General features: G+C 64.3%; 19 protein-coding genes. 10 read left to right on the forward strand and 9 right to left on the reverse strand.

Annotated elements, in window-relative coordinates; all coding sequences use genetic code 11:
- The first annotated feature begins 19 nt into the window (after nt 1-19).
- The 5 genes from glgB (at nt 20) to GE073_RS10620 (ending at nt 7,911) form a co-directional block, all read left to right on the forward strand.
- Nucleotides 20-2,062: a 1,4-alpha-glucan branching protein GlgB gene (gene glgB / locus GE073_RS10600; protein ID WP_153783442.1), complete on the forward strand. Its 2,043-nt coding sequence runs from the start codon at nt 20-22 to the stop codon at nt 2,060-2,062.
- A gap of 17 nt (nt 2,063-2,079) precedes the next feature.
- Nucleotides 2,080-3,246 carry a glucose-1-phosphate adenylyltransferase gene (locus GE073_RS10605; RefSeq protein WP_153783443.1) on the forward strand — a complete coding sequence of 389 codons (1,167 nt, stop codon included), beginning with the start codon at nt 2,080-2,082 and terminating at the stop codon, nt 3,244-3,246.
- Nucleotides 3,243-4,355 carry a glucose-1-phosphate adenylyltransferase subunit GlgD gene (gene glgD / locus GE073_RS10610; RefSeq protein ID WP_101808998.1) on the forward strand — a complete coding sequence of 371 codons (1,113 nt, stop codon included), beginning with the start codon at nt 3,243-3,245 and terminating at the stop codon, nt 4,353-4,355. The genes GE073_RS10605 and glgD overlap by 4 nt, the downstream gene beginning before the upstream one ends.
- Nucleotides 4,356-4,507: 152 nt before the next feature.
- Nucleotides 4,508-5,971 carry a glycogen synthase GlgA gene (gene glgA / locus GE073_RS10615; RefSeq protein ID WP_153783444.1) on the forward strand — a complete coding sequence of 488 codons (1,464 nt, stop codon included), beginning with the start codon at nt 4,508-4,510 and terminating at the stop codon, nt 5,969-5,971.
- Nucleotides 5,953-7,911 carry a glycoside hydrolase family 15 protein gene (locus tag GE073_RS10620; protein ID WP_153783445.1) on the forward strand — a complete coding sequence of 653 codons (1,959 nt, stop codon included), beginning with the start codon at nt 5,953-5,955 and terminating at the stop codon, nt 7,909-7,911. The genes glgA and GE073_RS10620 overlap by 19 nt, the downstream gene beginning before the upstream one ends.
- Before the next feature lie 558 nt (nt 7,912-8,469).
- Here GE073_RS10620 and GE073_RS10625 read toward each other — a convergent pair.
- The 6 genes from GE073_RS10625 to GE073_RS10650 are packed head-to-tail and all read right to left on the reverse strand — an operon-like array spanning nt 8,470 to nt 12,428.
- A complete protein-coding gene (locus GE073_RS10625; protein ID WP_084137414.1) occupies nt 8,470-8,586 on the reverse strand; it encodes a sporulation protein YjcZ in 117 nt (38 codons plus the stop codon).
- A 22-nt stretch (nt 8,587-8,608) separates the two neighbouring features.
- Nucleotides 8,609-9,205, reverse strand: a complete 597-nt coding sequence (locus GE073_RS10630) for a spore germination protein GerPE (protein ID WP_028599637.1) — start codon at nt 9,203-9,205, stop codon at nt 8,609-8,611.
- Nucleotides 9,202-9,552, reverse strand: coding sequence for a hypothetical protein (locus GE073_RS25950; protein WP_307719969.1), 351 nt, complete (start codon nt 9,550-9,552; stop codon nt 9,202-9,204). The genes GE073_RS10630 and GE073_RS25950 overlap by 4 nt, the downstream gene beginning before the upstream one ends.
- A 6-nt stretch (nt 9,553-9,558) precedes the next feature.
- Nucleotides 9,559-11,952, reverse strand: a complete 2,394-nt coding sequence (gerPC, locus tag GE073_RS10640; protein WP_153783446.1) for a spore germination protein GerPC — start codon at nt 11,950-11,952, stop codon at nt 9,559-9,561.
- A gap of 24 nt (nt 11,953-11,976) precedes the next feature.
- Nucleotides 11,977-12,192, reverse strand: a complete 216-nt coding sequence (locus tag GE073_RS10645) for a spore germination protein GerPB (RefSeq protein ID WP_028599639.1) — start codon at nt 12,190-12,192, stop codon at nt 11,977-11,979.
- Complete coding sequence (locus GE073_RS10650) at nt 12,189-12,428, reverse strand: spore germination protein (RefSeq protein WP_153783447.1); 240 nt, start codon at nt 12,426-12,428, stop codon at nt 12,189-12,191. Before GE073_RS10650 ends, GE073_RS10645 begins: the two co-directional genes overlap by 4 nt.
- 180 nt (nt 12,429-12,608) lie before the next feature.
- Here GE073_RS10650 and GE073_RS10655 point away from each other — a divergent pair, with 180 nt between their 5' ends.
- The 3 genes from GE073_RS10655 to GE073_RS10665 all read left to right on the forward strand — a co-directional run bounded on the left by GE073_RS10655 (nt 12,609) and on the right by GE073_RS10665 (nt 15,934).
- The gene (locus GE073_RS10655; protein ID WP_028599641.1) at nt 12,609-13,103 is read left to right on the forward strand and encodes an Hsp20/alpha crystallin family protein; all 495 of its coding nucleotides are present in this window, start codon (nt 12,609-12,611) and stop codon (nt 13,101-13,103) included.
- Nucleotides 13,104-13,343: 240 nt separating this feature from the next.
- Nucleotides 13,344-13,544, forward strand: a complete 201-nt coding sequence (locus GE073_RS10660; protein ID WP_101809002.1) for a hypothetical protein — start codon at nt 13,344-13,346, stop codon at nt 13,542-13,544.
- A 437-nt stretch (nt 13,545-13,981) separates the two neighbouring features.
- Nucleotides 13,982-15,934 (forward strand): stalk domain-containing protein, encoded by a 1,953-nt coding sequence (locus tag GE073_RS10665; RefSeq protein WP_052333406.1) that lies wholly within the window; start codon nt 13,982-13,984, stop codon nt 15,932-15,934.
- 1,031 nt (nt 15,935-16,965) lie between these two features.
- Here the strand turns inward: GE073_RS10665 and GE073_RS10670 are convergent.
- The 3 genes from GE073_RS10670 to GE073_RS10680 are packed head-to-tail and all read right to left on the reverse strand — an operon-like array spanning nt 16,966 to nt 20,050.
- The gene (locus GE073_RS10670) at nt 16,966-18,081 is read right to left on the reverse strand and encodes a Gfo/Idh/MocA family protein (RefSeq protein WP_153783449.1); all 1,116 of its coding nucleotides are present in this window, start codon (nt 18,079-18,081) and stop codon (nt 16,966-16,968) included.
- On the reverse strand, nt 18,078-19,049 hold the full coding sequence (locus GE073_RS10675; RefSeq protein ID WP_043111596.1) for an AraC family transcriptional regulator: 972 nt from the start codon (nt 19,047-19,049) through the stop codon (nt 18,078-18,080). The genes GE073_RS10670 and GE073_RS10675 overlap by 4 nt, the downstream gene beginning before the upstream one ends.
- Complete coding sequence (locus GE073_RS10680) at nt 19,046-20,050, reverse strand: Gfo/Idh/MocA family protein (RefSeq protein ID WP_028599879.1); 1,005 nt, start codon at nt 20,048-20,050, stop codon at nt 19,046-19,048. Before GE073_RS10680 ends, GE073_RS10675 begins: the two co-directional genes overlap by 4 nt.
- A gap of 208 nt (nt 20,051-20,258) precedes the next feature.
- On the opposite strand from GE073_RS10680, the gene yidD reads away from it, so the two are divergent.
- Nucleotides 20,259-20,468, forward strand: coding sequence for a membrane protein insertion efficiency factor YidD (gene yidD / locus GE073_RS10685; protein WP_153784714.1), 210 nt, complete (start codon nt 20,259-20,261; stop codon nt 20,466-20,468).
- A gap of 389 nt (nt 20,469-20,857) precedes the next feature.
- Nucleotides 20,858-22,861 (forward strand): methionine--tRNA ligase, encoded by a 2,004-nt coding sequence (gene metG, locus GE073_RS10690; RefSeq protein WP_028599877.1) that lies wholly within the window; start codon nt 20,858-20,860, stop codon nt 22,859-22,861.
- The last annotated feature ends 3 nt before the right edge of the window (nt 22,862-22,864 follow it).

Below are 22,864 nucleotides of genomic sequence, written 5' to 3' on the forward strand. Positions count from 1 at the left end.
TGATCCGGAGGTGTCCCCTATGCCTACACTCAAGCCCAAGCAGCCCGTTCCATCCGATCCGGCCGTCCTGGACGGCCGGCCCGCCAGCATCGACCAGCCCGCCGACTCCAAGCCATCCGCCAAGCCGAGAGCTTCCGCTAAGCCGAAGCCATCCGCCAAGTCCAAGCAAGACAAAGCGCTCCTCAAGGACGTGTACCTGTTCAACCGCGGCGAAAACGACTTCGCCTATCGTACGTTCGGCGCGCATGTCAAACTCGAGGAACGCCGCCGCGGCGTGCGCTTCACCGTCTGGGCGCCGAACGCCCGCGAGGTCGGCGTCGCCGGCGATTTCAACGGCTGGGACGGCGTGCAGCACCGCATGGAGCCGGTCGACGCGACCGGCGTCTGGTCGCTGTTCATTCCCGGCCTCAAGGCCGGCGACCTTTACAAATACGAGATCGTGACCGCGGACGGCCGCAAGCTTCTCAAGGCGGATCCGTTCGCCTTCGCGAGCGAGCTGCGCCCGAACACCGCCTCGGTCGTCGCCGACCTGTCCGGCTACAAGTGGAAGGACGACGAGTGGGAGCGGCGCAAGCGGACGACTTCTCCGTACGACCAGCCGATGCTCGTCTACGAGATGCATCTAGGCACCTGGAAGATCAAGGCGCCGGAGGTGTTCTACAGCTACGACGAGATCGGCGGGGAGATCATCGACTACGTCGTCCGCATGGGCTATACCCATATCGAGCTGATGCCGCTCGCCGAGCATCCGCTCGACAAGTCGTGGGGCTATCAGATCACCGGCTACTTCGCGCCTACGGCGCGCTACGGCCCGGCCAAGAGCCTCATGAAGTTCATCGACCGCTGCCACCGCAAGGGCATCGGCGTCATCCTCGACTGGGTGCCCGCGCACTTCGTCAAAGACGAGCAGGGACTGCGCCGGTTCGACGGCACGCCGCTCTACGAGAGCGCCGACCCCAGCCTCGCGGAAAAGCCGCTCTGGGGCACGAACGCCTTTGATTACGGCCGCACGGAGGTGCAGAGCTTCCTCATCTCCAACGCGCTGTACTGGATGGACCTGTTCCATGTCGACGGCCTGCGCGTCGACGCGGTCGCGAGCATGCGCGACTTGACGATGGATAAGCCGCCGGAGCTGCAGGCGCGCAACATCTACGGCGGCACGCGCCACCTGGAAGCGGACGCTTTTCTCCAGAAGCTGAACAAGGCGGTGTTCCGCTATTTCCCGAACACGCTCATGATCGCCGAGGACAGCTCGCCGGAGCCGGGCGTCACGGCGCCGGTGCATGACGGCGGGCTCGGCTTCAACTTCAAGTGGAGCATGGGCTGGATGAACGACATGCTCCGCTACATGCAGCTTGATCCGTCGCAGCGGTCCCAGCGGCATGACTGGCTCACCTTCGCGATGATGTACCACCACACGGAAAACTTCATCCTGCCGCTGTCCCATGACGAAGTCGTGCACGGCAAAAAGTCGCTGCTGAACAAGATGCCCGGCAGCTACGAGGAGAAGTTCGCGAACCTGCGCCTGTTCTACGGATTCTGGATGGCCCATCCCGGCAAGAAGCTGCTGTTCATGGGAGGAGAATTCGGCCAGTTCGACGAATGGAAGGATAGCGAGTCGCTGGACTGGATGGTGCTGGAGTACGACTCCCACCGGTCGATGCAGCAGTACGTGCGCAAGCTGAACGGCTTGTACCGCAAGCTGCCGCAGCTGTGGGAGCAGGACTACGATCCGGCCGGCTTCGAGTGGATCGACGCCGACAATGCCGAGCAGAGCGTCGTCTCCTTCATCCGCAGGAGCAAGGACGGCGGCTACGCGGTCGCGGTCGCCAACTTCTCCCGCAGCTCCTACGAGGACTACCGGATCGGCGTGCCGGACAAGGGCAGGTACAAGCTGCTCCTGCACAGCGACGACGCCCGGCTCGGCGGAGCCTCGACCGGGCTTCCGACCTCCATCTCCAGCCAGAAGGCTCCGATGCATGGCCGCGACTACAGCCTTACCCTGCACTTGCCCCCGCTGTCCTTCCAGCTGCTTGAGCACCAGCCGAGGGGAACACACTGACACGAGGAGTTGGGACCATGGGCCAAAAAGAAATGATCGCCATGCTGCTAGCCGGGGGAGAAGGAAAGCGCCTCGGCGTCCTCACGAAGGATCTGGCCAAGCCGGCCGTCCATTTCGGAGGCAAATACCGGATTATCGACTTTACCCTGAGCAACTGCATGCACTCGGGCATCGACACCGTCGGCGTCCTGACCCAGTACCAGCCACTCGTCCTCAACCGGTATTTAGGCATCGGCAGCCCATGGGGCCTTGACCGCAGCGATGGCGGCATGGCCGTGCTCCCGCCCTATGTCAAGTCCAAAGGCGGCGACTGGTACAAAGGCACCGCCAACGCCATCTATCAGAACATGGGGTTCATCGACCGCTACGAGCCGGAGTACGTGCTCATCATCTCCGGCGACCACATCTACAAGATGGACTACGAAAAAATGCTGGAGCATCACAAGTCGACCGGCGCGGACGTGACCGTCGCCGGTCTCGAGGTCGACATCAAGGAAGCGAGCCGCTTCGGCACGATGATTCTCGGCGAAGGCTTCCGCATCGTCGACTTCGAGGAGAAGCCCAAGCATCCGGTCAGCAACGTCGTCTCGATGGGGGTCTACATCTTCAGCTGGAAAGTGCTGCAAAAATACTTGATCCGCGACGAGGCGGACCGCAAGTCGTCGCATGATTTCGGCAAGGACATCATCCCGGCGATGCTCGAGGACGACATCCATCTGCACATGTACCCGTTCAAAGGCTACTGGAAGGATGTCGGCACGATCGAGAGCCTGTGGGAAGCCCATATGGACCTGCTCGGCTGCGAGCCGCAGCTCGATCTCGGGGACAGCGACTGGCGCATCTATTCGACCCGCCACAACCGGCCCGCCCACTACGTATCCCCGGCCGCCTCGATCCGCGAGTCGATGATTACGGAAGGCTGCGTCGTCGAGGGCGAGGTGTCGCGCTCGGTGGTGTTCAGCGGCGTCGAGATCGGCGAGGGCAGCCTCATCTCCGAGTCGGTCATCATGCCGGGAGCCGTCATCGGCGCCGGCTGCAAAGTATACCGCACGATCATCGGCGAGAACGCCGTGCTTGAGCCGGGCGTCATGCTCGGCTCTCCGGATGGAACCGAGATCGGCGTCGTCGGCAGCGACGAGAAGATCGGCCGCAATCATTCGCTCCAGGAGGTGCAGCAGCCATGATCAACAAAGCGATGGGCGTCGTCAACCTGATCCACGAGACCGACGAGCTCGAAAGCCTGACCGCGACCCGCTGCCCGGCGACCGTGCCGTTCGGCGCGCGCTACCGGCTGATCGACTTCATCCTCTCCAGCATGGTCAACTCCGGCATCTCCAAGGTGGCGGTGTTCGCCCATACGAAGTACCGCTCGCTCATGGACCATCTCGGCTCCGGCCGTCCGTGGGACCTGCATACGCGCCAAAGCGGGCTGTTCGTCCTGCCGCCGTCCTCCGACCAGATCCATGAGCTGAGCCGCGGCGACCTGTATCATTTCTACCAGCACCGCGACTACTTCCAGCGCTGCAAGCTCGAGTACGTCGTCGTGACGCGCAGCCATATGGTGTGCAACGTCGATTTGGACGCGGTCATCGACTACCACGAGAGCCAGAACGCCGACATTACGGTCATCTGCAAGAAGCAAGCCGACCTGCTCGGCGGCAAGACGCGCAAGGTGGAGCTCGGCGAGGGCGGACGGGTCAAGGACATGCAGGACCATTTCGGCAACATGGATTCCGACGTGCACTCGATGGAGATCTACGTCATGAAAAAGGATCTGCTGATGGATCTGGTGCAGACGTCGCTGGCCCAAGGCCAGGACCATCTCGTCCGGCACGCGATCCTGTCCCGGATCGACCGGCTGCGCATCTTCGGCTACCTTTACGAGGGGTATCTCGGCGTCGTCAATACGGTCGAGGCCTACTACCGGACCAGCATGGACCTGCTCCGTCCCGAGGCGTGGCGGGAGCTGTTCTTCCGGCCGGGCCCGATCTTCACCAAGACCAAGGACGAGCCGCCGACCCGCTACCTCGAAGGGGCGAAGACCGGCAACTCGCTCATCGCCAACGGCTGCAAGATCGAGGGCACGGTCATCAACAGCGTGCTGTTCCGCGGCGTCCATGTCGGCAAAGGCGCGGTCATCCGCAACAGCATCGTCATGCAGAACGGCGTCATCGGCGACGGGACGCAGCTGGACCGCGTCATCCTCGACAAGGAGAGCCAGGTCGAGCCGCATCGCGATATCCGCGGCACGGCAGGCCTGCCCTTCGTGGCGGGCAAGAGAAAGACCATCTGATGGTCTTTTTCTCTATTTGCGCCTAAAAAGCCAACATCCGGCCGCGCTTCGGCCGATACTAACCGTTAGATGAGCCCGGCCGACATTCCGGCCTGCCCCCGCGCACATAGACAGAGCGGAACGGCGGAGCCAACCTGGAGGGAACCCTACTCATGAATGTACTTTTCGCAACATCGGAAGCGGTGCCGCTGGCCAAGACCGGCGGACTGGCCGACGTCGCCGGCGCGCTGCCCAAGGCGCTGCGCCAGGCGGGCACGGAGGCCCGCGTCATCCTGCCCAAGTACGACACGATTCCGTGGACGCTGGCGCAGCGCTTCCGCAAGATCGACGAGTTCACGGTGCAGCTCGGCTGGAGGACGCAATACTGCGGCCTGCTCGAGGGCGAGGTGGACGGCGTCGTCTATTATCTGATCGACAACGAGTTCTACTTCCATCGCGGCGGCCTGTACGGCTACGGCGACGATCCGGAGCGGTTCGTCTTCTTCAGCATCGCCGTGCTGGAGGCGGCGCGGAGGATGGACATCCGCTGGGACGTCCTGCACTGCCATGACTGGCAGACGGGCCTCATCCCGTTTCTGCTCAAGCGGCGCTATTTCGCCGACGAGCGGCTGTCGTCCGTCCGCACCGTGTTCACGATCCACAACCTGCGCTACCAGGGCGTGTTCGGCAAGCAGGAGATGATGGATCTGATCGGCATGGGGCCGGAGATCTTCGCTTGGGACGGCCTCGAGCATGACGGCGCGGCCAACTGCATGAAGGGCGGCCTGCTCTACGCGGACAAGCTGACGACGGTCAGCCCGACGTACGCCGAGGAGATCAAGACGGAGTACTACGGGGAAGGGCTGGACGGCATCCTGCGCATGCGGGCGGGCGATCTGGCCGGCATCGTCAACGGCATCGACACGGAGCTGTTCGACCCGATGAACGACGAGGCGATCGCCGTCCCGTACCTGGACTCGCTGGAGCGCAAGCGCCAGAACAAGCTCGCGCTCCAAAAGGAGCTCGGGCTGCCCCAGCGCGAGGACGTGCCGGTCATCGGCATCGTCTCGCGGCTCGTAGAGCAGAAGGGCTTCGACTTGATCGACGGCGTGTTCGGCGAGCTGCTGGAGGAGGACATGCAGCTGGCCGTGCTCGGCTCCGGCGAGTGGAAGTACGAGGAGATGTTCCGCTCGGCCTCCCACACCCGCTACGACAAGGTCAGCCTCGCAACCGGCTTCAACGACGGCCTCGCCCGCCGCATCTACGCCGGCTCGGACCTGTATCTGATGCCGTCGCAGTTCGAGCCGTGCGGCCTCAGCCAGCTGCTCGCGCTCCGCTACCGGAGCGTGCCGATCGTGCGCGAGACCGGCGGGCTCAAGGACACCGTCCAGCCTTACGACGAATATACTGGCCGAGGAAACGGATTCAGCTTCGCGAGCTACAACGCGCATGACATGCTGTTCACGATCCGCCGAGCGCTCCATTTCTACCGCGAGCCTGCCGCCTGGGAGGCGATCGTCCGCAATGGGGCCGGGGACGACTATAGCTGGAACCGTTCCGCCCGATCCTACATCGACCTGTACGAACAACTCGCGCCCGAGCGGAAGGAGAAGGATTCATGGCCCGTCACCTCGTAATCGGAAACGGCAAGATGCTGCTCAACCTCGATCAAAACTGCTATATCCGCGACATCTACTATCCGTACGTCGGACAGCTCAACCATGTCGGCGGCCAGTATTGCCGCCTCGGCCTCTGGACCGAAGGCCAGTTCAGCTGGCTGGAGGATCCGGCGTGGTCGAGAGAGCTCGGCTATATCGAGGACTCCCTCGTCACCGACGTCACGGCTCGTCACGGCGGACTCGGCGTCGAGCTGCAGATGAACGACGGCATCCACCAGCGCGAATGCATCTATTTGAAGCGCGTCGTCATCCGCAATCACGCCGATCGGGAACGGGAATTCCGCCTGTTCTTCCACCAGGACCTCATGATCGACGGCACGGAGGTCGGCGACACCGCCGCCTACTATCCCGACAACCATACGCTGTTCCACTACAAGCGCTCGTCCTACTTCATGTTCAACGGCTTCTCCGACGAAGGCGGCATGTCCCAGTACTCGACGGGCATCAAGCGGTTCCACTCCGCCGAGGGCACATGGCGCGACGCCGAGGACGGCGTGCTGATGGGCAACGCGATCGCCCAAGGCTCGGTCGACAGCACGATCAGCTTCCGCACGGTCGTGCCGGCCGGCGGCGAGAAGACGGTCTATTACTGGATGTCGATCGGCAAGAGCCTGGAGGAGGTCAAGCAGCTCAACGACTACGTCCAGGACCAGCATCCGGAGAAGCTGCTGAGCCGCATCGTCGTCTACTGGAACCACTGGCTCGGCCGTGCCGAAAAGGATCTCGGCGACCTGCCGCCGGAGGTCGCCCGCATGTTCCGGCAGAGCCTGCTGCTCGTGCGCACGCAGACGGACGAGCGCGGCGCGATCATCGCGGCCAACGATACGGACATCCTGCAGTACAACCGCGACCACTACAGCTACATGTGGCCTCGCGACGGCGCGCTCGTCGCCGATGCGATGTCGCTGGCAGGCTATCAGAGCGTCATCGCGCCGTTTTTCCAATTCTGCTCGGAGGCGCTGACGCCGGACGGCTACCTGAACCACAAGTTCAATCCCGACGGCACGGTCGGCTCCAGCTGGCATCCGTATACGGTGCAGGGAGCGAAGCGGCTGCCGATCCAGGAGGACGAGACGGCGCTCGTGCTGTTCGCGCTGTGGCGGGACTTCCAGCGGCATCAGGTGATCGAGCTGCCGCAGTCGCTGTACAGCAATCTGATCCGCAAGTCGGCCGCGTTCCTCAGCAGCTACATGGAGCATTCGCTCTCGCTGCCCAAGCCGAGCTACGACTTGTGGGAGGAGCGCTACGGCATCTGGACGTATACGGCGGCTTCGGTATACGGCGGGTTGATGGCCGCTTCGTTCTTCACCGACCTGTTCGGCGACTACGAGCGCAGCGACCACTACAAGCGCACCGCCGAGGAAGTCAAGCACGGCATCCTCACGCAGCTGTGGGACGAGGCGAGCGGCCGGTTCGCGCGCGGGCTCGTGCAGAAGGACGGCGGCTGGGTCAAGGACATGACGCTTGAGAGCAGCCTGTTCGCGGTGCTTGAGTTCGGCGTGCTGCCGGCGGACGACGAGCGCGTCGTGCGCACGATGACGGCCATCCGCGACGGCTTGGCCGTACGCACCGACGTCGGCGGCATCGCCCGCTATACGAACGACTACTACTTCCAGCAGTCCGGCGAGATCGACCGGGTGCCGGGCAACCCGTGGATCATCTGCACGCTGTGGGTGGCGAACTTCGAGATCGACTCGGCGCGCTGTCTCGCCGACCTGGAAGCGCCGAAGCGCACGCTCGAGTGGGTCGTGCGGACGGCGCTCGAGAGCGGCGTGCTGCCGGAGCAGCTCAATCCGCATGACGGCACGCCGCTGTCCGTCGCGCCGCTCACCTGGTCGCATGCGACGTTCGTGCAGAGCGTGAGCAAGTACGCGGCCAAGTACAAGGAACTGTCCTGACATCCGGTTACCGGCTGGCGTGCCGAATCCAAGGCACATTTCTGCCTTGGTCGGTCCAGTTCCCGGCCGGCGAGCCGGAACCAAGGCACATTTCTGCCTTGGTCGGTCCGGTTCCCGGCCGGTGGGCCGGAACCAAGGCATAATTCTGCCTTGGATGGCCAGGTTACCGGCCGGCGTGCCGAATCCAAGGCATAATTCTGCCTTGGTCGGTCCGGTTACCGGCCGGCGTCTACTCCTCCCGAAAGATCGCCAAGGCGGTTCGCAAGTACATCCTATCCATGCACTGTCTCGGCAAAAATCTTGTCGCCCATGCGGTCCACCGCCGCCGCATACAAGACACGAATGAGGCGGGTTTCGGGGAGTCCTCGGACAAATCCATGGGCAGGGCAAGCGGGTCCGTGGTCTATTGAATGCACAACAAAATCTTCCTTTTTGGCCGATGTCGGGGGGATACCTGCATCATGCCAGAGGAAGATTTTTTAGTATTTAACCCATCTTAGAAGAGGATGTCCCTAAGCCAAGGCTTTTGGGACACCCTCTTTTTGCTGCGAGCTGGACTTAGATGAAAAAGGCGCGCGAAATGATGACGAGCAGGATGAACAGGACAAGGATGACGCCCGTGCTCGTGCCGAGTCCGCCATAGCCGGCTCCGACGCCTTCTGCCGCATAACCCATCGCAATTCCTCCCGGTTACATGTCATGGAGCGAAGTCCGCGAACGGCCTGCCATGCGGGTTGCCGGACTTCACATCCTCACTGTATGCGGCGGGCGGGCTGACGGACCCCGGCAGCTGTCCCGGATCAGCCGAAAGAATCGGGCGGAGCGGCTCTCCGGAGCCGGCCGGCTCCGCCGACTCGATGAGCTCTGTCGCCGCCGGCGTAGGCTCCGTGCTGGCGGTGATGGCATAGGCGTACTGGCGGAAATGCTTCAGCCTCGACTCGAGATTGACCTCGACGGCGTTGCCGCCGAGCAGGACGGATGCGGAGCTGTAGGCGATCACGTTGACGCAGCCGACCTGGATGGCCGGACATGGATTGGAGCGGATCGTGCGGACGTCCGCTTCCTCCAAGGATTCCTCCTCGATGGGGTTGAACGGCTTGACGAACAGGGAGTAGCCGGCGAAGTCCACCTCGCCGCCCGCCCGATGGTCGAGCTGCCGCTGCACCGCCAAGCCGGTGACGCGCGCGTTGACGCTGCCCGTGTCGCCGAACTGGACGACGGAGGAGAGGCCGATGCTGATCAGCTCGGCGGAGCCGATGTACGACGTGCGGATCGAAGCGTCGGAATCGATCATCCGCCGACCACGTTGACCGGACCGGTCGGGTTCAGGAAGCTGTTCGCGCCGAACGGAATCGGGCCGCCGGGCGTGACTTCCGGCTGAACCGTTTCGCCGGTGCCGGCGATCGGCACGACCGACTGGCCGCCTTCGCTCTGGATGATGCCCGCCTCCGGCGCCGCCTGCGGCTCGGGCAGCGGCGCGAACGGACCGATGATGACCGCCTCCGGCGGCGTATCGAAGATGGAATAAAGCGTGATGGCATCGGTGTCGCCGATCTGCAGCATCGAGGCCGCGGCGACGCCGGTCAGCTCAAGCGAGCCGACCGACAGCACATGGTTCGTGATGTTCACATTCATCGCCAAGTGGAATCAGTCCTTTCTACGCTGCGGCGCGATCCGCGCCAGCTGGGCCGCGTACTGCTCCAGCGCGGTCTCCGCGTCGCGAATCGCGCGCTGGGCCGTCCGCTGGAGCTGCTCCCTCCGCAGCGGGGAGCCGGCCGCGGCCTGCATCGCGCTGCGGGAGGAGAGCTCTTCGTTCAGATAGAGGCGGATCCGGTCGGGAAGCTGGCGGCGCACGTCTTCGATGACCATCTGCCGATGGGAGGGGTCCAGCTCCAGCCGATGGCCGCGGGCCGCGCTCTCCAGCTTGTCGTGCGCCGACTCGCTCAGCCACTGGTGGACGACGCTGCGGACGTCGGTGAAGCCGGGCAAGGCGCCGGGCTGCGGAGCCGGAGCGGCGCCGGCTGGCGGAACGGCCGCGCTGCCGGCCGGCGGCTGCCCGCTGAAGTTGTCGAGCGCCGGAGCGGTGAAGGCGCCCGGCCCCGGCTGCAGGCCGCTTTGCGCTCCCGGCACGCCGAAGCCCGCAGAGCCGGGAATGAGTCCCGGCGCATTTGGTCCGCCGGGAGGCGCGATACCGCTCGTGCCGGCGGCCCCGGCGTTCGGCGCGCCGGGCGGACCGGAAAATCCGGGCGGGGCGGCAGCGCCCGGAGCGAGCGTCTGTCCGCCGGCTTGCGGCGGCAAGACGCCCGGCGCCTGGCTGCCGACGAGATTCGGCGCGAGCGCAGTGCCCGGCGCATTGCCGAAGCTCGGCTGCTCGGGGCCGGGCGTCCAGGCTCCTGCCGGCGCGCCCGGCCCCTGGCTTCCCGCAGGAGTCGACGCGATGCCGCTCCCTGTGCCTGAATGGGCCGCCTGGGCGGCCAGCTGCTGCGCGATGCCCGGCGCGGCGGACTGCGGGATCGGCAGCGGATACACCTTGGCGCCGCCCTTCACCTGGGAGGGCAGAGCCATCTGGCCGAACTCCTGCATCTGCGCTTCGGACGGCGCGGTCATGCCGATGTTCAGCGTCCCGTCGAGCTGCTCGACCTTGAGCTGGTCGAAGTTGTACTCCAGCTTCTCGATCGTATAGGAAGGACGCGTCTCGAGCTCCGCCAGCCGGCTTTCGATCCGCTTCATGGAGGAGGTCAAATGCTCGTTCAGCCGCTGCTGGGCCGTCCAGCCGGCGGCGAGCGCCTGCAAGCAGCGCTGCAGGCAGATCGGATCGAGCAGATTGCCGGCGCAAGGATATTCGGCGGCAGCCTGCTCGGCGGCTGCTTCCGAGGCTTGATCGGGAACAAACGGGAAGGGCGGCGCCGAAAAGGGCCAGCCCTGATAATGCTGCCATTTTTGGACCCAGTTCGGGTCGATGGAGGCGATTGCTTTTGGAATCGCCTCTTCGTTCAAGCCCGGCGCGAAGTTAGGGTCGATGCCCGGGATGCCGATGCCGGCCGGAAAGGCTCCGGGCGGAAAGCCGGCAGGCGCAGCGCCTCCGGCAGCCGAGCCGGGCGGAGCCGCTTGCGGTCCGGCCGGCGGAGGGATGGGAGCGGGCGGCGGCACGAACGGGGGCGCGAAGGAGGTCTGGCCAGGCGGCTGCAGCCAGCTGCCCGAGCTGGCCTCCGAGCCGCCCGGTTCGGGCACGACCGTCGCGCCGGGGATTTGGAACGTATTGTCGCCTTCGATGGCGGGCGAAGCGGGAGTCGCTGCCGTGATGCCCGGAGCCGGCGACAGGCTAGGGTCGGGCGGTGCGGCGGGCGGCGGAGCCGCCGAGGGAGGCCAGCCCGCCTGCGGCGCAGCGGCCCAGTTCCCCGGCTGCGGTGCGCCTGGAGGAGCAATCCAACCCCCGGCCTGCGGGCCGCCTGGAGGAGCAATCCAGCCCCCGGCCTGCGGGCCGCCTGGAGGAGCGATCCAGTTTCCAGCTTGCGTCGCGCCTTGGGGAGCGATCCAGTTTCCAGCTTGCGTCGCGCCTTGGGGAGCGATCCAGTTTCCAGCTTGCGGCGCGCCTTGGGGGACGTTCCAGTTCCCCGGCTGCGGCGCGCCTTGGGGAGCAATCCAGTTCCCCGCTTGCGGCGCGCCTCCGCCGGGGAACCCGCCGCCCCATGCGCCGGGGAAGCCGGGCGAGGGGGCAGGAGCTCCCCACGATCCCGGGACGCCGCCGCCCGGATAAGGGGGCCAAGCGCCAGGGCCGGCCGCAGCTCCGGGATAGGGAGGCGGCCAGCCCGCTCCGCCGCCTTTCCCGCCCATCATGCCGGGAAAGGCTCCCCCGAGCCCCGGCCATGCCATGCTTTTGCCGAGCAGCTTCGGTACGATGCCGCTCCCCATGCCGCCCATGCCGCCGGTTCCGGTCAGCATGCCGAGCAATGGGTTGCTCAGGAAGGAGCGGTTCGGAGGAGCTTCGGGCGCTCCGCTCGGGGAAGATCCGCCGGAGGCGGAAGAGTCCTTAGGGTCCATCCGGGACAGCACCTCCTTGGCGGATCAGCTTGGATTGGGCAAAGGAACGAAGTTCAGGGCGTTGGAGCTTTCTTCGGCAGCGGTAAGCGCCTCGGCCGGCTTGTCGAAGCCGCCCGAGTTGTACAGCTGAGAGACCGGACGGATGGAGCCGGCGCTGCCGATCTGGAGCACGGAGCTGTTGGCGACGCTGTCGACGCGCAGCTGATGGATCGTGATCGATTGATGGACGGTCAGGTTCATATAATGTTCGCTCCCGACGCCACTTGATTGCTGGAGTTGTCCTGCAGGTCCGGATCCAGCGTATTGGTCGCGCTCAGTCCGTTGTTGGCGTTCGTGAGACCGCCGGTGAGGAAGGAGCCGGAGCCGGCATACGTCTTGGATGTGCTCGACGGAGAGATCTGCACCGTATCCCCGAACTGCACGACGCCGCTGGAGCCGATGCTGACGATGTTGACGAAGCCTACAGCTGCTGGCATGGGATTCACCTCGTATCGGTATCGGAAAGATAGGCGAGCCGCAGCCACGCCCGGGCTGCCGCCTATATCCCCACTATATGCGGCATTCGCCCAAATGTTCCAAAAGGCGGGCCGTCCCGGCGAAAGCTGTCACGGCATGACGGCTCCGTGCATAGCGTAGGCATGAGGAGGCGAATGCCCATGGGCGAGAGATTCGAGCGGCTGCAGGATTGGCTGTCCAGGCAGCAGCTCCCGAGAGGATTTGAGATGATGAAGGATCCGGAATGGGTGGCGCGGTTCGTCAAAGGCATGATGGAAAGCGCGATGAGCGGCAATCCGAGCGCCGGTCTGTCGGGACTGCAGGAAGCGGCGGCCGAGCCGGAGGCGCGGGAGAAGGAGTTCCAGGCGGCGATCTCCTCGATCGAAGCCCAGTGGAGCGAGAGCCGCGACTATCTCGTGCTCAAGCTGCCGATGAACGGCGATCCGGACTGGGATACGCTGCGCGTGATGGCCAAGGAGGAGCGGCTCAAGCTGGAAGGACTTCCCGGACGCAAGCCGCAGGTGCTGAAGCTGCCTTCGCCGATCCTGCCGCGTTCGACGCGAGCGGTGCTGCGGGGAGGCGTGCTGCGCATCCGGATGAAAAAGAAGCCGGTGAGCCGCTATATCACCATTTCGGTCGAAGAGGGCATGGATTGAGTCCGCTCGTCAAGCCGGTCGAGCCGAGCGGCAGCGTAAAGCCGGTCGAGCGATGTTGGCCGCGCATGCCGCAGCGGCATGCGCGGCCGCCTCGCGAGCGGCCCGGTCCGCTCGGGCGGACAGCGCCTAGCGGATCGGGCGAACCGGGCCTAGCGGCCCGGCCCGGATGCGGGTTGCGTTCGGCAAACGCTTCCGATATGATGCTAGAAGGAGATTTCTTTACATTAAGGAGTGTCATAGGTGACTGCCGTAGATGTCAGCAACGTGCCGGCGGGCTTGTTCGTGCTCGGCGCCGTCTTCATCCTGCTTATCTTTTCCTTGCTCAGCCTCGGGGTGCTCAAGATGTTCCAGCAGCAGTTCCGCGCAGGCTGGCTCTACTTCGCCGGCAGCGTCATCAGCGCCGTCGTCTTCTATCTGCTGCTGGATATATGGTATATCTAGCCTGAACGCCGATGGAGCCTCCCGCAGCCGGGCAGGCTCCTCCTTTTATTTCAGCCGAATCGAGGTCGAGTCAGATGTGGCAGTTCGTATGGTTCTTTTTCAATCTCGCTTTCGTCGCGATGGTGATCTGGTCGATGTTCATGCACCGCGCCTATGCCGACGCGCTCCATCGCGGAGACGCTCCGGAGCGGCTGCGGCTGCTGCGGCGGCGCAGGCTGCTGACGGCGATCCTGGCCGCGGCGCTTTTCGTCGCCGCCTCCGCCGCGTTTCTGACGAATATGAGACTGAACGGATATCGCAACCCGGGCAGGCGATTTAGTGGCGAATTGGTGACGGTTCCCGGCCGTCTCGCAACTTTCCGGTGGCAAAGGCGTTTATGCTATCGACATAGGGAAGGCACGGCATCCGGTGCCGTCCGACAACAAAGGAGTCGAAGCATGAAACCGATCAAGTGGCTGCTCGTCGTTGCTCTTATTCTCGTTCCCCTGCTAGGTGGAGCCGCCGCGGACACCGCGACCGCGCGAGCCGCGTCCAATGTGCTCGTGCTTACCAAAAACAGCAAGCAGATGGTGCTGAACGGCACGATTCATATCGGCGCTCAGCCTCTCACCATCCGCGATGGCGTCTCTTACGCCTCGTTCGCCTCGATGGCGGCCCGTTACGGCTATGCCGTCTCCTACGACGCCAAGACGAAGGAATCCATCGCCCGGACGCCGTCCGGCGAGATCCGTTTCCGCATGAACACAAAAGTCGTGAACGCGAACGGCCAGAGCCTGACCGGCCAAGCGGCCGCCTTTTCGCTGAACGGCTCGATGATGGTGCCGATCCGCACCTGGGCGCTGGCGACCGGCAGCCGCGTCTCGGCGGCCGGCGTCAACGTGACGCTCGCCTGGGACACCAAGCCGAGCGCGGCGTTCAGCGTGTACCCGGCCAAGATCTATACCGGCGACCCGGTGACGTACGTAGACCGCTACAGCTCCCCGGAGGGAGCGCCGCTCCTCAATGAGGAATGGATCGGCCGGCAGGAGGTGTTCCTCGATCCCGGCACGTATACGATTACCCGCACCGTCCAGGACGCGACCGGCGCCTGGAGCGATCCGTTCACGCTGACGATCCAGGTGCATGCGCCGAACCAGCCTCCGGTCGCGGATTTCCGCACCGACAAGGACGTCTACCGCCAAGGCGAGCGCATCGAATTTACGAACCTCAGCACGGACGACAATACGAAGGATCTCAAGGAATACTGGATCGGCAAGCAGGAGGTGTTCTTCGAGCCCGGCGAGAAGGCGATCACGCTCGAGGTGACGGACGAGGAGGGCTACGCCTCCAGCGTCACGAAGACGATCCGGATCTCGGACGAGGTGCTTTATACGCGCGAGGAGTACGGCAAGCTGTTCACGGCGATCGGCGACATGTTCCCGGTCGACGGCAAGTCGGTGCTGAACATTCCGACGCTGTCGTACGATTTCCACTCCGAGCCGTCCAAGATGATCCGCAGCAACAGCCCGGAGCTGTGGACCTCCGAGGGCATCGCGTACGACGATCAGTTTCAGGGCGACATCCGGCTGCTGTTCCATAACAAGAACACGACCGGCTATCCGGTGCGCATGTACCTGGTCGCTACGAACGAGGGATACCGCACGGCGACGTTCGGCGTCAAGCATTTCGGTGCCGGCGGACCGGACCAGTACGAGGACAATACCGGCAAGATGTCGACCGTCCGCTATCTGGACTCGCTGCTGAGTCCTCCGACGGTCAAGTACACGACGGTGAAGCCCGGCCAGTCGGTCAAGGTGCTGACGGAGATCTCGACGCTCATCAAGCCGAACTTGATCTATTCCGCCTATGCGGACGTCACCTCGGACCAGACGCTGCGCTTCCGCGTCGTCGTCGTCGCCGACGGCAAGGACCCGATCAAGGAGCTGAGCCGCCTGCAGCTCATGCCGGCCGACGGCAAGCATACGCGCGGCTCGTTCAACAACGCTACGCGTGAGATTGACATCCCTGGCGTGCTCGGCGGCAAGGCGGAGCGCATCGTGCTCGGCGACAACAAGCTCGATCCGTATCTTGACGGCTACGACAATACGGACGGCTCGCTGCAGCTCAACCGCGGCAATTTCGGCGTGCTGTACAAGATGAACATCCAGCTCGCTCCGCGCACGCTCGTCGCGCTCAACCCGCGCGGCGGCCTATACACGGGCGCCTTCATCGTCAACGGCAGCCTCGTGCCGGTGCCGCGCAGCGGCTGGCTGCGCTCGCAGGACGAAGCGATGGTGCTCTATCGCTCGGGCAACTATCGCGAGACGCTGAACCTGACGTACCTGATCGCGTCGGGCAGCAACCTGCCAATCACGATGATCTTCCAGCCGCTCCCGGCGGAGAAGAGCTAGCTAGTCGATTGAATGGGAGAGCCTGTAATGGGGAGAGCCTGTTTCTCAAGGTCCAGCGGACCTGGGGAGCAGGCTCTTTTTGCTTGCGCGGGTGGGGCTAGCAATGGGACAAGGAACCCGCTGCGCGAGCCGAGCCTTTCTCGGCGGAAGCCGGAGAAGCAGGCTATGTTTGACAAAGAACCCGCTGCGCGAGCCGAGCCTTTCTCCGATTCCACTGGAAGCCGGATGGCTTGATCCCCTGACCTCCTATGCGGAGGCCATCCGTCTTCCAAGAGGACCGCTGCCGCTTCTCCGAAAGGCATCGTCTCGCTCCGCTTCGCCTTGTCCATGCTCTTCTCCACCCCCTTTTTATTTGGGGAGAATCGTCTCCCGCATACCCGGGAGACGGCAGATAAGCTCTCCTTTCCGGTCCGGGAGAGTCGGAGTTGACGTTCCAACGTGCGTTCGTTTGAGTATAAACTTGCTTGATAGCTTAATAGATGGTCGGAGGCACGGAGTTGAGGGATAAGTCGAAAAAATCGAGTTACATGGCGGTTGGAGGCACGGAGCTGAGGGATTAAGTCGAAAAAATCGAGTTACTTGATTCGTGCTGTCAGGCCAAACGGGGGGAGTTACGCGGAAAAACCGAGTAACTCGGGTTGGTAGGAAGCGAAACGGGCAGAGTTACGCGGAAAAACCGAGTAACTTGGGTAGGAAGGAGGCCAAACGGGGGGAGTTACGCGGAAAAACCGAGTAACTCGGGTAGTCAGGAGGCGAAACGGGGGGAGTTGCGCGGAAAAACCGAGTAACTCGGGTCGGCGGAGGCCAAACGGGGAAAGTTGCGCGGAGAAACCGAGTAACTCGGGTAGGCGGAGGCCAAACGGGCAGAGTGGCGCGAAACCAGGCAGCGGGCAGAACCCTCTCCCACGAAAAAGAGACGGAGCGCTAGCTGCGTTTCGATCGATCTTGACCAAAGCCATGCGCCCCTCGCCGCGCGGGCGGTTCCAGCTTGCCGTACCGCCGCGCGAAGCGATTCGGCCGCGGTTGCTTCCTTAGCCCTGGTCCTCGGCCGGGCCGCCGGCGAAGTCCGGCACGGAGACGCTCACCTCGGCGCGCTGCTCGGCGGAACGGAGCACGCCGTCGATGATCGCCTGCTGGATGAGGATCTGCTCGCCGGGAATCGGCGCGCCTCGTCCTTCCCGGATGGCGTCGACGAAGTCGCGGACTTTTTCGCGGAACAGATCGATGGCATGCTCGACGAGCGGCACCTGCGTCATCGTCTGGCCGCCCATGAAGTCATGGAACATCTGGATGCTGCCGACCTTGCCGTCCCAGACGCCGGACCAGTTGCCCTGGCCGAACGGCGTGATCTTCAGCCCGGCGTCGGTGCCGAGGAAGTTGGTCGTGCCGAGCGAGTCGAGATGCATCGCCCAGCTGATTTTGAAATGCAGCGTCAGATCGCCCTCGAAGCGGATGAGCGCCGTGCCGAAGTCCTCGACGTCGAAGCGGTCCGCCTCCGGATGATAGACCGGATTGCGGCCGAAATGGTTGAACGTGCTCGCCGACACGGTCAGCGGCTTCGGATAGTCGAGCGCGTTCAGCGCCAGGTCGAGCGAGTAGCAGCCGATGTCGGCCATCGCGCCGGCGCCGGCCAGCTCCTTGCGGATGAACGTGCCTCCCGGCATGCCGCGGCGGCGTCCGCCGCCGGTCTCGACGTAATACACCTTGCCGAGCTTGCCGGAGCGGACGATGTCCTGGATCAGCTTCATGTTCGGATCATAGCGCGGCTGGAAGCCGATCGTCAGCATGCGTCCGCTGCGGCGCGAAGCCCGCACCATGTCCAGCCCCTCGTCGAGGGTGACGGACATCGGCTTTTCCAGCAGCACATGCTTGCCGGCCTCCAGAGAGTCGACGGTCGGCTGCCGGTGGGCGGAGTTCGGCGTGCAGACGCTGACGCCGTCAAGATCGAGCTGCAGCAGCTCGCGATAGTCGTCAAAGGCGAGCGTGCCGCTCAGGCCGTGGCGCTCGACGAATTCGGCGGCCTTGCCGGGGATGGCGTCGGCTACCGCTGCGATCTCCACGCCGGGAATGGTCTTGTAGGCGGCGGCATGCATGCCGGCGATGCCGCCGCTGCCGATGATGCCGATGCGGATGGTGGTTGTCGTCATAGGGATATCTTTCCCTCCTCGTGGATATGCTGCCAGCCGGGCAGGCTGCGGGAGTGCTCGCGGTAGCGGCTTGGCGTCATGCCGAAGCGCCTGCGGAACACATAATGAAGGTAGTTGCCGCTCTGGAAGCCGGTATCGGCCGCGATCCGCTCGATCGAGACGCTGTCCTCGGCGAGCGACGCGCAGACGCGCTCGAGCCGGCAGCGCTCGACGTACTCGCTGAACGAGGTGCCGCCCTGCTCCTTCATGATGCGCTGCAGCTGGCGGCTGCTGACATGGATGCGCTCGGCGACTTCCTTGAGCGTGATCGGCCGCGCGTAGTTGTCGCGGATGAACTGCGTCACCCGCTGATAGCGGTAGCTCGCCATGTCACGCTCGGGCTGCCGGACGGCGGGCTGGCTGTCGAGCGCGGCGCGGGAAGCCCGCAGCAGAATCTGGATGACGGCTTGCTTGACGGTCGTCGCCCAGCCGGGCGCCCCTTCGGCGACCGCCTGATAGGCCGCGAGGAACCACGGCATCGCCTTGCAGCGGTCTGCCATCGGCATGGCGCCGAGCCGGTCGAGCGCCTCGACGCAGTTGCGCGCTTCCTCGGCTTCCCACGGCTCCTCGCCTTCCGGCGCAGGGCCGTACTCAGGCTGGATGTCGATATGAAGGCAGAGCTCCTGCATGCCGCCGCCTGGCCCGGCCAGCTGCTGATGGACGACGCCCGGGCCGGTCAGATAGAACATGCCCTCGGAAAAGGCGTGTTCGCTGTCCTCGAGCGCCAGCATGCCGCTGCCGCCGGCAATGAAGTGGAACTCGTATTCGGAATGCTTGTGGAAGCGGATGAGATGATGCTCCGGAAAAGGGGCGAGATGGAAATGAAGCACGCGCAGCCGATACCCGCCCCAGCGGAAGCCCAGCTCCAGCCGGTCGAGGCTGTCCTGCTTCTCCAGCATGACGGCATAGGGCTTGGCCAGCGTCCTCATCCCCGTGCGGGCAGCTCGGAGATCGCGACGCGCCGTCCTTCGGCCGCCGAACGGTTCGCCGCTTCCATGAGCCGCGTCAGATCGGACGCCAGCGCGATGTTCTCCTCGGCTTCCGTGCCGTTTTGGATATGGCCGACCCATTGGCTGAACGCGTTCGGAAGCCGCTCGGGCAGCGGCAGCTCGCTCCAGCCTTCGCCTTCAAGCTTGGTGCTGCGGACGAGCAGCCGCTCGTCCGGCGTGCCGAACAGCAGCGCGCCTTCCGTGCCGAACAGCTCGATTTGGAACGGCGAGTGGCGGCTCGCGAAGCCTGCTTCGACGACGCCTACGGCGCCGTCCGGCCAGGACAGGAGCGCGACGGCGTTGTCCTCGACCTGACGCTCGGTGACATAGCCGTAAGCGGCTGTGACGCTCTCGGGCATCGAGCCTGCGAACAGGCGGGTCAGATACATCGGATGGCAGCCGAGGTCGATCAGCGCGCCGCCCGCCGTCTCTTCCGGCGCATAGAAATGCTCCGGGAGCCAGTTCGCGAGCGAGCCGTCATGAGCGAGCCGAACGCGGATCTCGGTCAGCTGGCCGAGCAGGCCGCGGGAAAGAACATCGCGAACCGCGACCGTATACGGATCGTTCAGTCTCGGCAGCGATACGGTCAGCTTGACGCCCGCCTTGCGCACGGCGTCGAGAATATCGTTCAGCTCGGCCGTCGTCGGCGCGACGACCTTTTCGGTGAAGATATGCTTGCCGGCGCGCGCGGCCTTCACCATGATGTCGCGATGCATCGTCGTCGGCGCGTCGACGATGACGCCGTCGATGCCGGGCGACGCCAGCAAGGCGTCCAGGTCGGCATGGAACGGCACGCCGAGCTTGGCCGCCGCCTCCTCGCCGCGGGATGGAATCTCGTCCCATACGGCCACGATTTCCGTATCGGGATGCTCCTGGGCATAACCGGTATACTCCCAGGCATGGACATGCCAGTAGCTGAGCTTGGCTAGACGGATCTTCATCGGTTCACGAACTCCTCTCGAGATGGGCATAACTATGATAATACGACATGCCTCCAAGTTATCATAGAAGAAACCGTCTTCATAGTGCGCGAATCGGACATAAAAGCTTCGATATCGCGCCAAGCGATTCGGTTGCATTCGCATAGGCGCTCCTTCACAATAGAAGGAAGCACAAGCATTTCATAGGAAGGGGGAGCAGGGAGTGGGGATGAAACGCGTCGTGCAGGCGCCGGTCCATGTGTATCGCAAGGTCATTTCGCCGCTCAAGCCGCCGACCTGCCGCTTTTATCCGACCTGCTCGGCCTACGCGCTCGAAGCGATCGAGAAGCATGGCGCAGCCAAAGGCTCCTGGCTGGCGGCGAGGCGCATCCTGCGCTGCCACCCGTTCCATCCGGGAGGCTACGATCCGGTGCCGTAGCTTCCTTGACAGGTCCGGCCGCCATTCGGTATCATTACCGTACCATATCGAATTTCCAATGATGGGAAGAGTAGTTCCGCAGCCTCCGCTCTCAGAGAGCCGGGCTCGACGGTGCAAGCCGGCCGGAGGAGCGGGATGAAGATGGCCCCGGAGGAATCCGCTCCGATCGCTCCGCCTAGCCGGCGGAAGCGCCAGGCGCGGACGTCAGGCCGACGTTACCGGTCCCCGTCGCCTCCAGCTCGGAGGCGGCGCACGAAGCCTTCCCCGCAGCCGGCATCCGGCCCCGCGGCGAAGGGAATTTGGGTGGTACCACGAAGCGCTCCCGCTCTCGTCCCATGGCGGACGGGGGCTTTTTGTTTTTTTTCAAAAGAAAATCCGGAGGGATCCCCATGTCCAGCGAGACCAAATCGTTCTATATCACGACTCCGATCTACTATCCGAGCGGCAAGCTGCATATCGGCCACGCCTACTGCACGCTGGCCGGCGACGCGATGGCGCGCTACAAGCGCGCGCGCGGCTACGACGTCTGGTACCTGACCGGCACTGACGAGCATGGCCAAAAGATCGAGCGCTCCGCCAAGGAAGAAGGCCTCACGCCGATCCAGTTCCTCGACCGCAACGTCTCGGAGATTCAAAAGCTGTGGGCGAAGCTCGAGATCAGCCACGACGACTTCATCCGCACAACGGAGGAGCGCCACAAGCTGTCCGCGCAGAAGATCTTCAAGCAGCTGCTGGATCAGGGCGACATTTACAAAGGAACATACGAGGGCTGGTACTGCACGCCATGCGAGTCGTTCTTCACGGAGCGCCAGCTCGAGAACGGCAACTGTCCCGACTGCGGCCGCCCGGTCGAACTGGTCAAGGAGGAGAGCTATTTCTTCCGCATGAGCAAGTACGCCGACCGGCTGCTGAGCTACTATGAGGAGCATCCGGAATTCATCCAGCCGGAGTCGCGCAAAAACGAGATGATCAACAACTTCATCAAGCCGGGGCTCGAGGATCTGGCCGTATCGCGCGCGACGTTCGACTGGGGCATCCAGGTGCCGAACGACCCGGAGCATGTCATCTATGTATGGATCGACGCGCTCTCCAACTACATCACCGCGCTCGGCTACGGCTCGGACGACGAGTCGGCCTACCGCAAGTTCTGGCCGGCGGACGTGCATCTCGTCGGCAAGGAGATCGTGCGCTTCCATACGATCTATTGGCCGATCATGCTGATGGCGCTCGACCTGCCGCTGCCCAAAAAGGTGTTCGGCCACGGCTGGTGGCTCGTCAAGGAAGGCAAGATGTCCAAGTCCAAAGGCAATGTCATCGACCCGGTCGTGCTGCTTGACCGCTACGGACTGGACGCGCTGCGCTACTTCCTGCTGCGCGAGGTGCCGTTCGGCTCGGACGGCACGTTCACGCCGGAAGGCTTCGTCGAGCGGCTGAACTTCGATCTCGCCAACGACCTCGGCAATCTGCTGAACCGGACGGTCGCGATGATCGACAAATACTTCGGCGGCGAGATTCCGGCCTATGCCGGCAAGGTCACGCCGTTCGACGAGGCGCTGGAGAAGCAGGCGGCCGATTCCATCGCCGCCGTCGAGGAAGCGATGGAGTCGATGCAGTTCTCCGTCGCGCTCTCGGCCATCTGGCAGCTCGTCAGCCGCACGAACAAATACATCGACGAGACGCAGCCGTGGGTGCTCGCCAAGGACGAGGCGCGCCGCGCCGAGCTCGCCTCCGCGATGCATCATCTGGCCGAGTCGCTGCGCATCGTCTCCGTGCTGCTGACGCCGTTCATGTCCCGCGCGCCGAGGGAGATCCGCGTCCAGCTCGGCGTCGAGGAAGGCCCGCTCGCCTCATGGGACAGCGCGCGCGAGTTCGGCTCCCTGCCGGGCGGCACGCGCGTCGCCAAGGGCAGCCCGCTGTTCCCGCGCCTCGACGCCGAGGAAGAGATCGCCTACATCGTGAGCGCGATCTCCGGCGGCTCCAAACCGGCCGAGGCTCCAGCAGCCGAAGCCGCGGCATCGGCCGCGGCGCTGCCTGCGGCCGCCGAGCCGGTGGAGGCGCCGGAGCTCAAGGAGGAGATCGGCATCGACGACTTCGCCAAGGTGGAGCTGCGCGTCGCCCAGGTCATCGCCGCCGAGCCGGTGCCGAAGGCCGACAAGCTGCTCAAGCTGCAGCTCGACCTCGGCTTCGAGCAGCGTCAGGTCGTCTCCGGCATCGCCAAGTTCTACAAGCCGGAGGAGCTCGTCGGGCGCAAAGTCATCTGCGTGACGAACCTCAAGCCGGTCAAGCTTAGAGGAGAGCTTTCGCGCGGCATGATTTTGGCCGCTTCGCAGGGCGATCAGCTGACGCTGGCGACGGTGCCGGACTCGATGCCGAACGGCGCGGTCGTGAAGTAAGGC

Origin of the sequence: Paenibacillus sp. B01 (assembly GCF_009649995.1) — a bacterium.
GTDB classification, from domain to species: domain Bacteria; phylum Bacillota; class Bacilli; order Paenibacillales; family Paenibacillaceae; genus Paenibacillus_O; species Paenibacillus_O pasadenensis.

Bases quoted from the DNA above. Each gene is read 5' to 3' on its own strand.
- glgB (WP_153783442.1), top strand. From the start codon at position 20: ATGCCTACACTCAAGCCCAAGCAGCCCGTTCCATCCGATCCGGCCGTC.
- GE073_RS10605 (WP_153783443.1), top strand. From the start codon at position 2,080: ATGGGCCAAAAAGAAATGATCGCCATGCTGCTAGCCGGGGGAGAAGGA.
- glgD (WP_101808998.1), top strand. From the start codon at position 3,243: ATGATCAACAAAGCGATGGGCGTCGTCAACCTGATCCACGAGACCGAC.
- glgA (WP_153783444.1), top strand. From the start codon at position 4,508: ATGAATGTACTTTTCGCAACATCGGAAGCGGTGCCGCTGGCCAAGACC.
- GE073_RS10620 (WP_153783445.1), top strand. From the start codon at position 5,953: ATGGCCCGTCACCTCGTAATCGGAAACGGCAAGATGCTGCTCAACCTC.
- GE073_RS10625 (WP_084137414.1), bottom strand. From the start codon at position 8,586: ATGGGTTATGCGGCAGAAGGCGTCGGAGCCGGCTATGGCGGACTCGGC.
- GE073_RS10630 (WP_028599637.1), bottom strand. From the start codon at position 9,205: ATGATCGATTCCGACGCTTCGATCCGCACGTCGTACATCGGCTCCGCC.
- gerPC (WP_153783446.1), bottom strand. From the start codon at position 11,952: ATGGACCCTAAGGACTCTTCCGCCTCCGGCGGATCTTCCCCGAGCGGA.
- GE073_RS10645 (WP_028599639.1), bottom strand. From the start codon at position 12,192: ATGAACCTGACCGTCCATCAATCGATCACGATCCATCAGCTGCGCGTC.
- GE073_RS10650 (WP_153783447.1), bottom strand. From the start codon at position 12,428: ATGCCAGCAGCTGTAGGCTTCGTCAACATCGTCAGCATCGGCTCCAGC.
- GE073_RS10655 (WP_028599641.1), top strand. From the start codon at position 12,609: ATGGGCGAGAGATTCGAGCGGCTGCAGGATTGGCTGTCCAGGCAGCAG.
- GE073_RS10665 (WP_052333406.1), top strand. From the start codon at position 13,982: ATGAAACCGATCAAGTGGCTGCTCGTCGTTGCTCTTATTCTCGTTCCC.
- GE073_RS10670 (WP_153783449.1), bottom strand. From the start codon at position 18,081: ATGACGACAACCACCATCCGCATCGGCATCATCGGCAGCGGCGGCATC.
- GE073_RS10675 (WP_043111596.1), bottom strand. From the start codon at position 19,049: ATGAGGACGCTGGCCAAGCCCTATGCCGTCATGCTGGAGAAGCAGGAC.
- GE073_RS10680 (WP_028599879.1), bottom strand. From the start codon at position 20,050: ATGAAGATCCGTCTAGCCAAGCTCAGCTACTGGCATGTCCATGCCTGG.
- yidD (WP_153784714.1), top strand. From the start codon at position 20,259: ATGAAACGCGTCGTGCAGGCGCCGGTCCATGTGTATCGCAAGGTCATT.
- metG (WP_028599877.1), top strand. From the start codon at position 20,858: ATGTCCAGCGAGACCAAATCGTTCTATATCACGACTCCGATCTACTAT.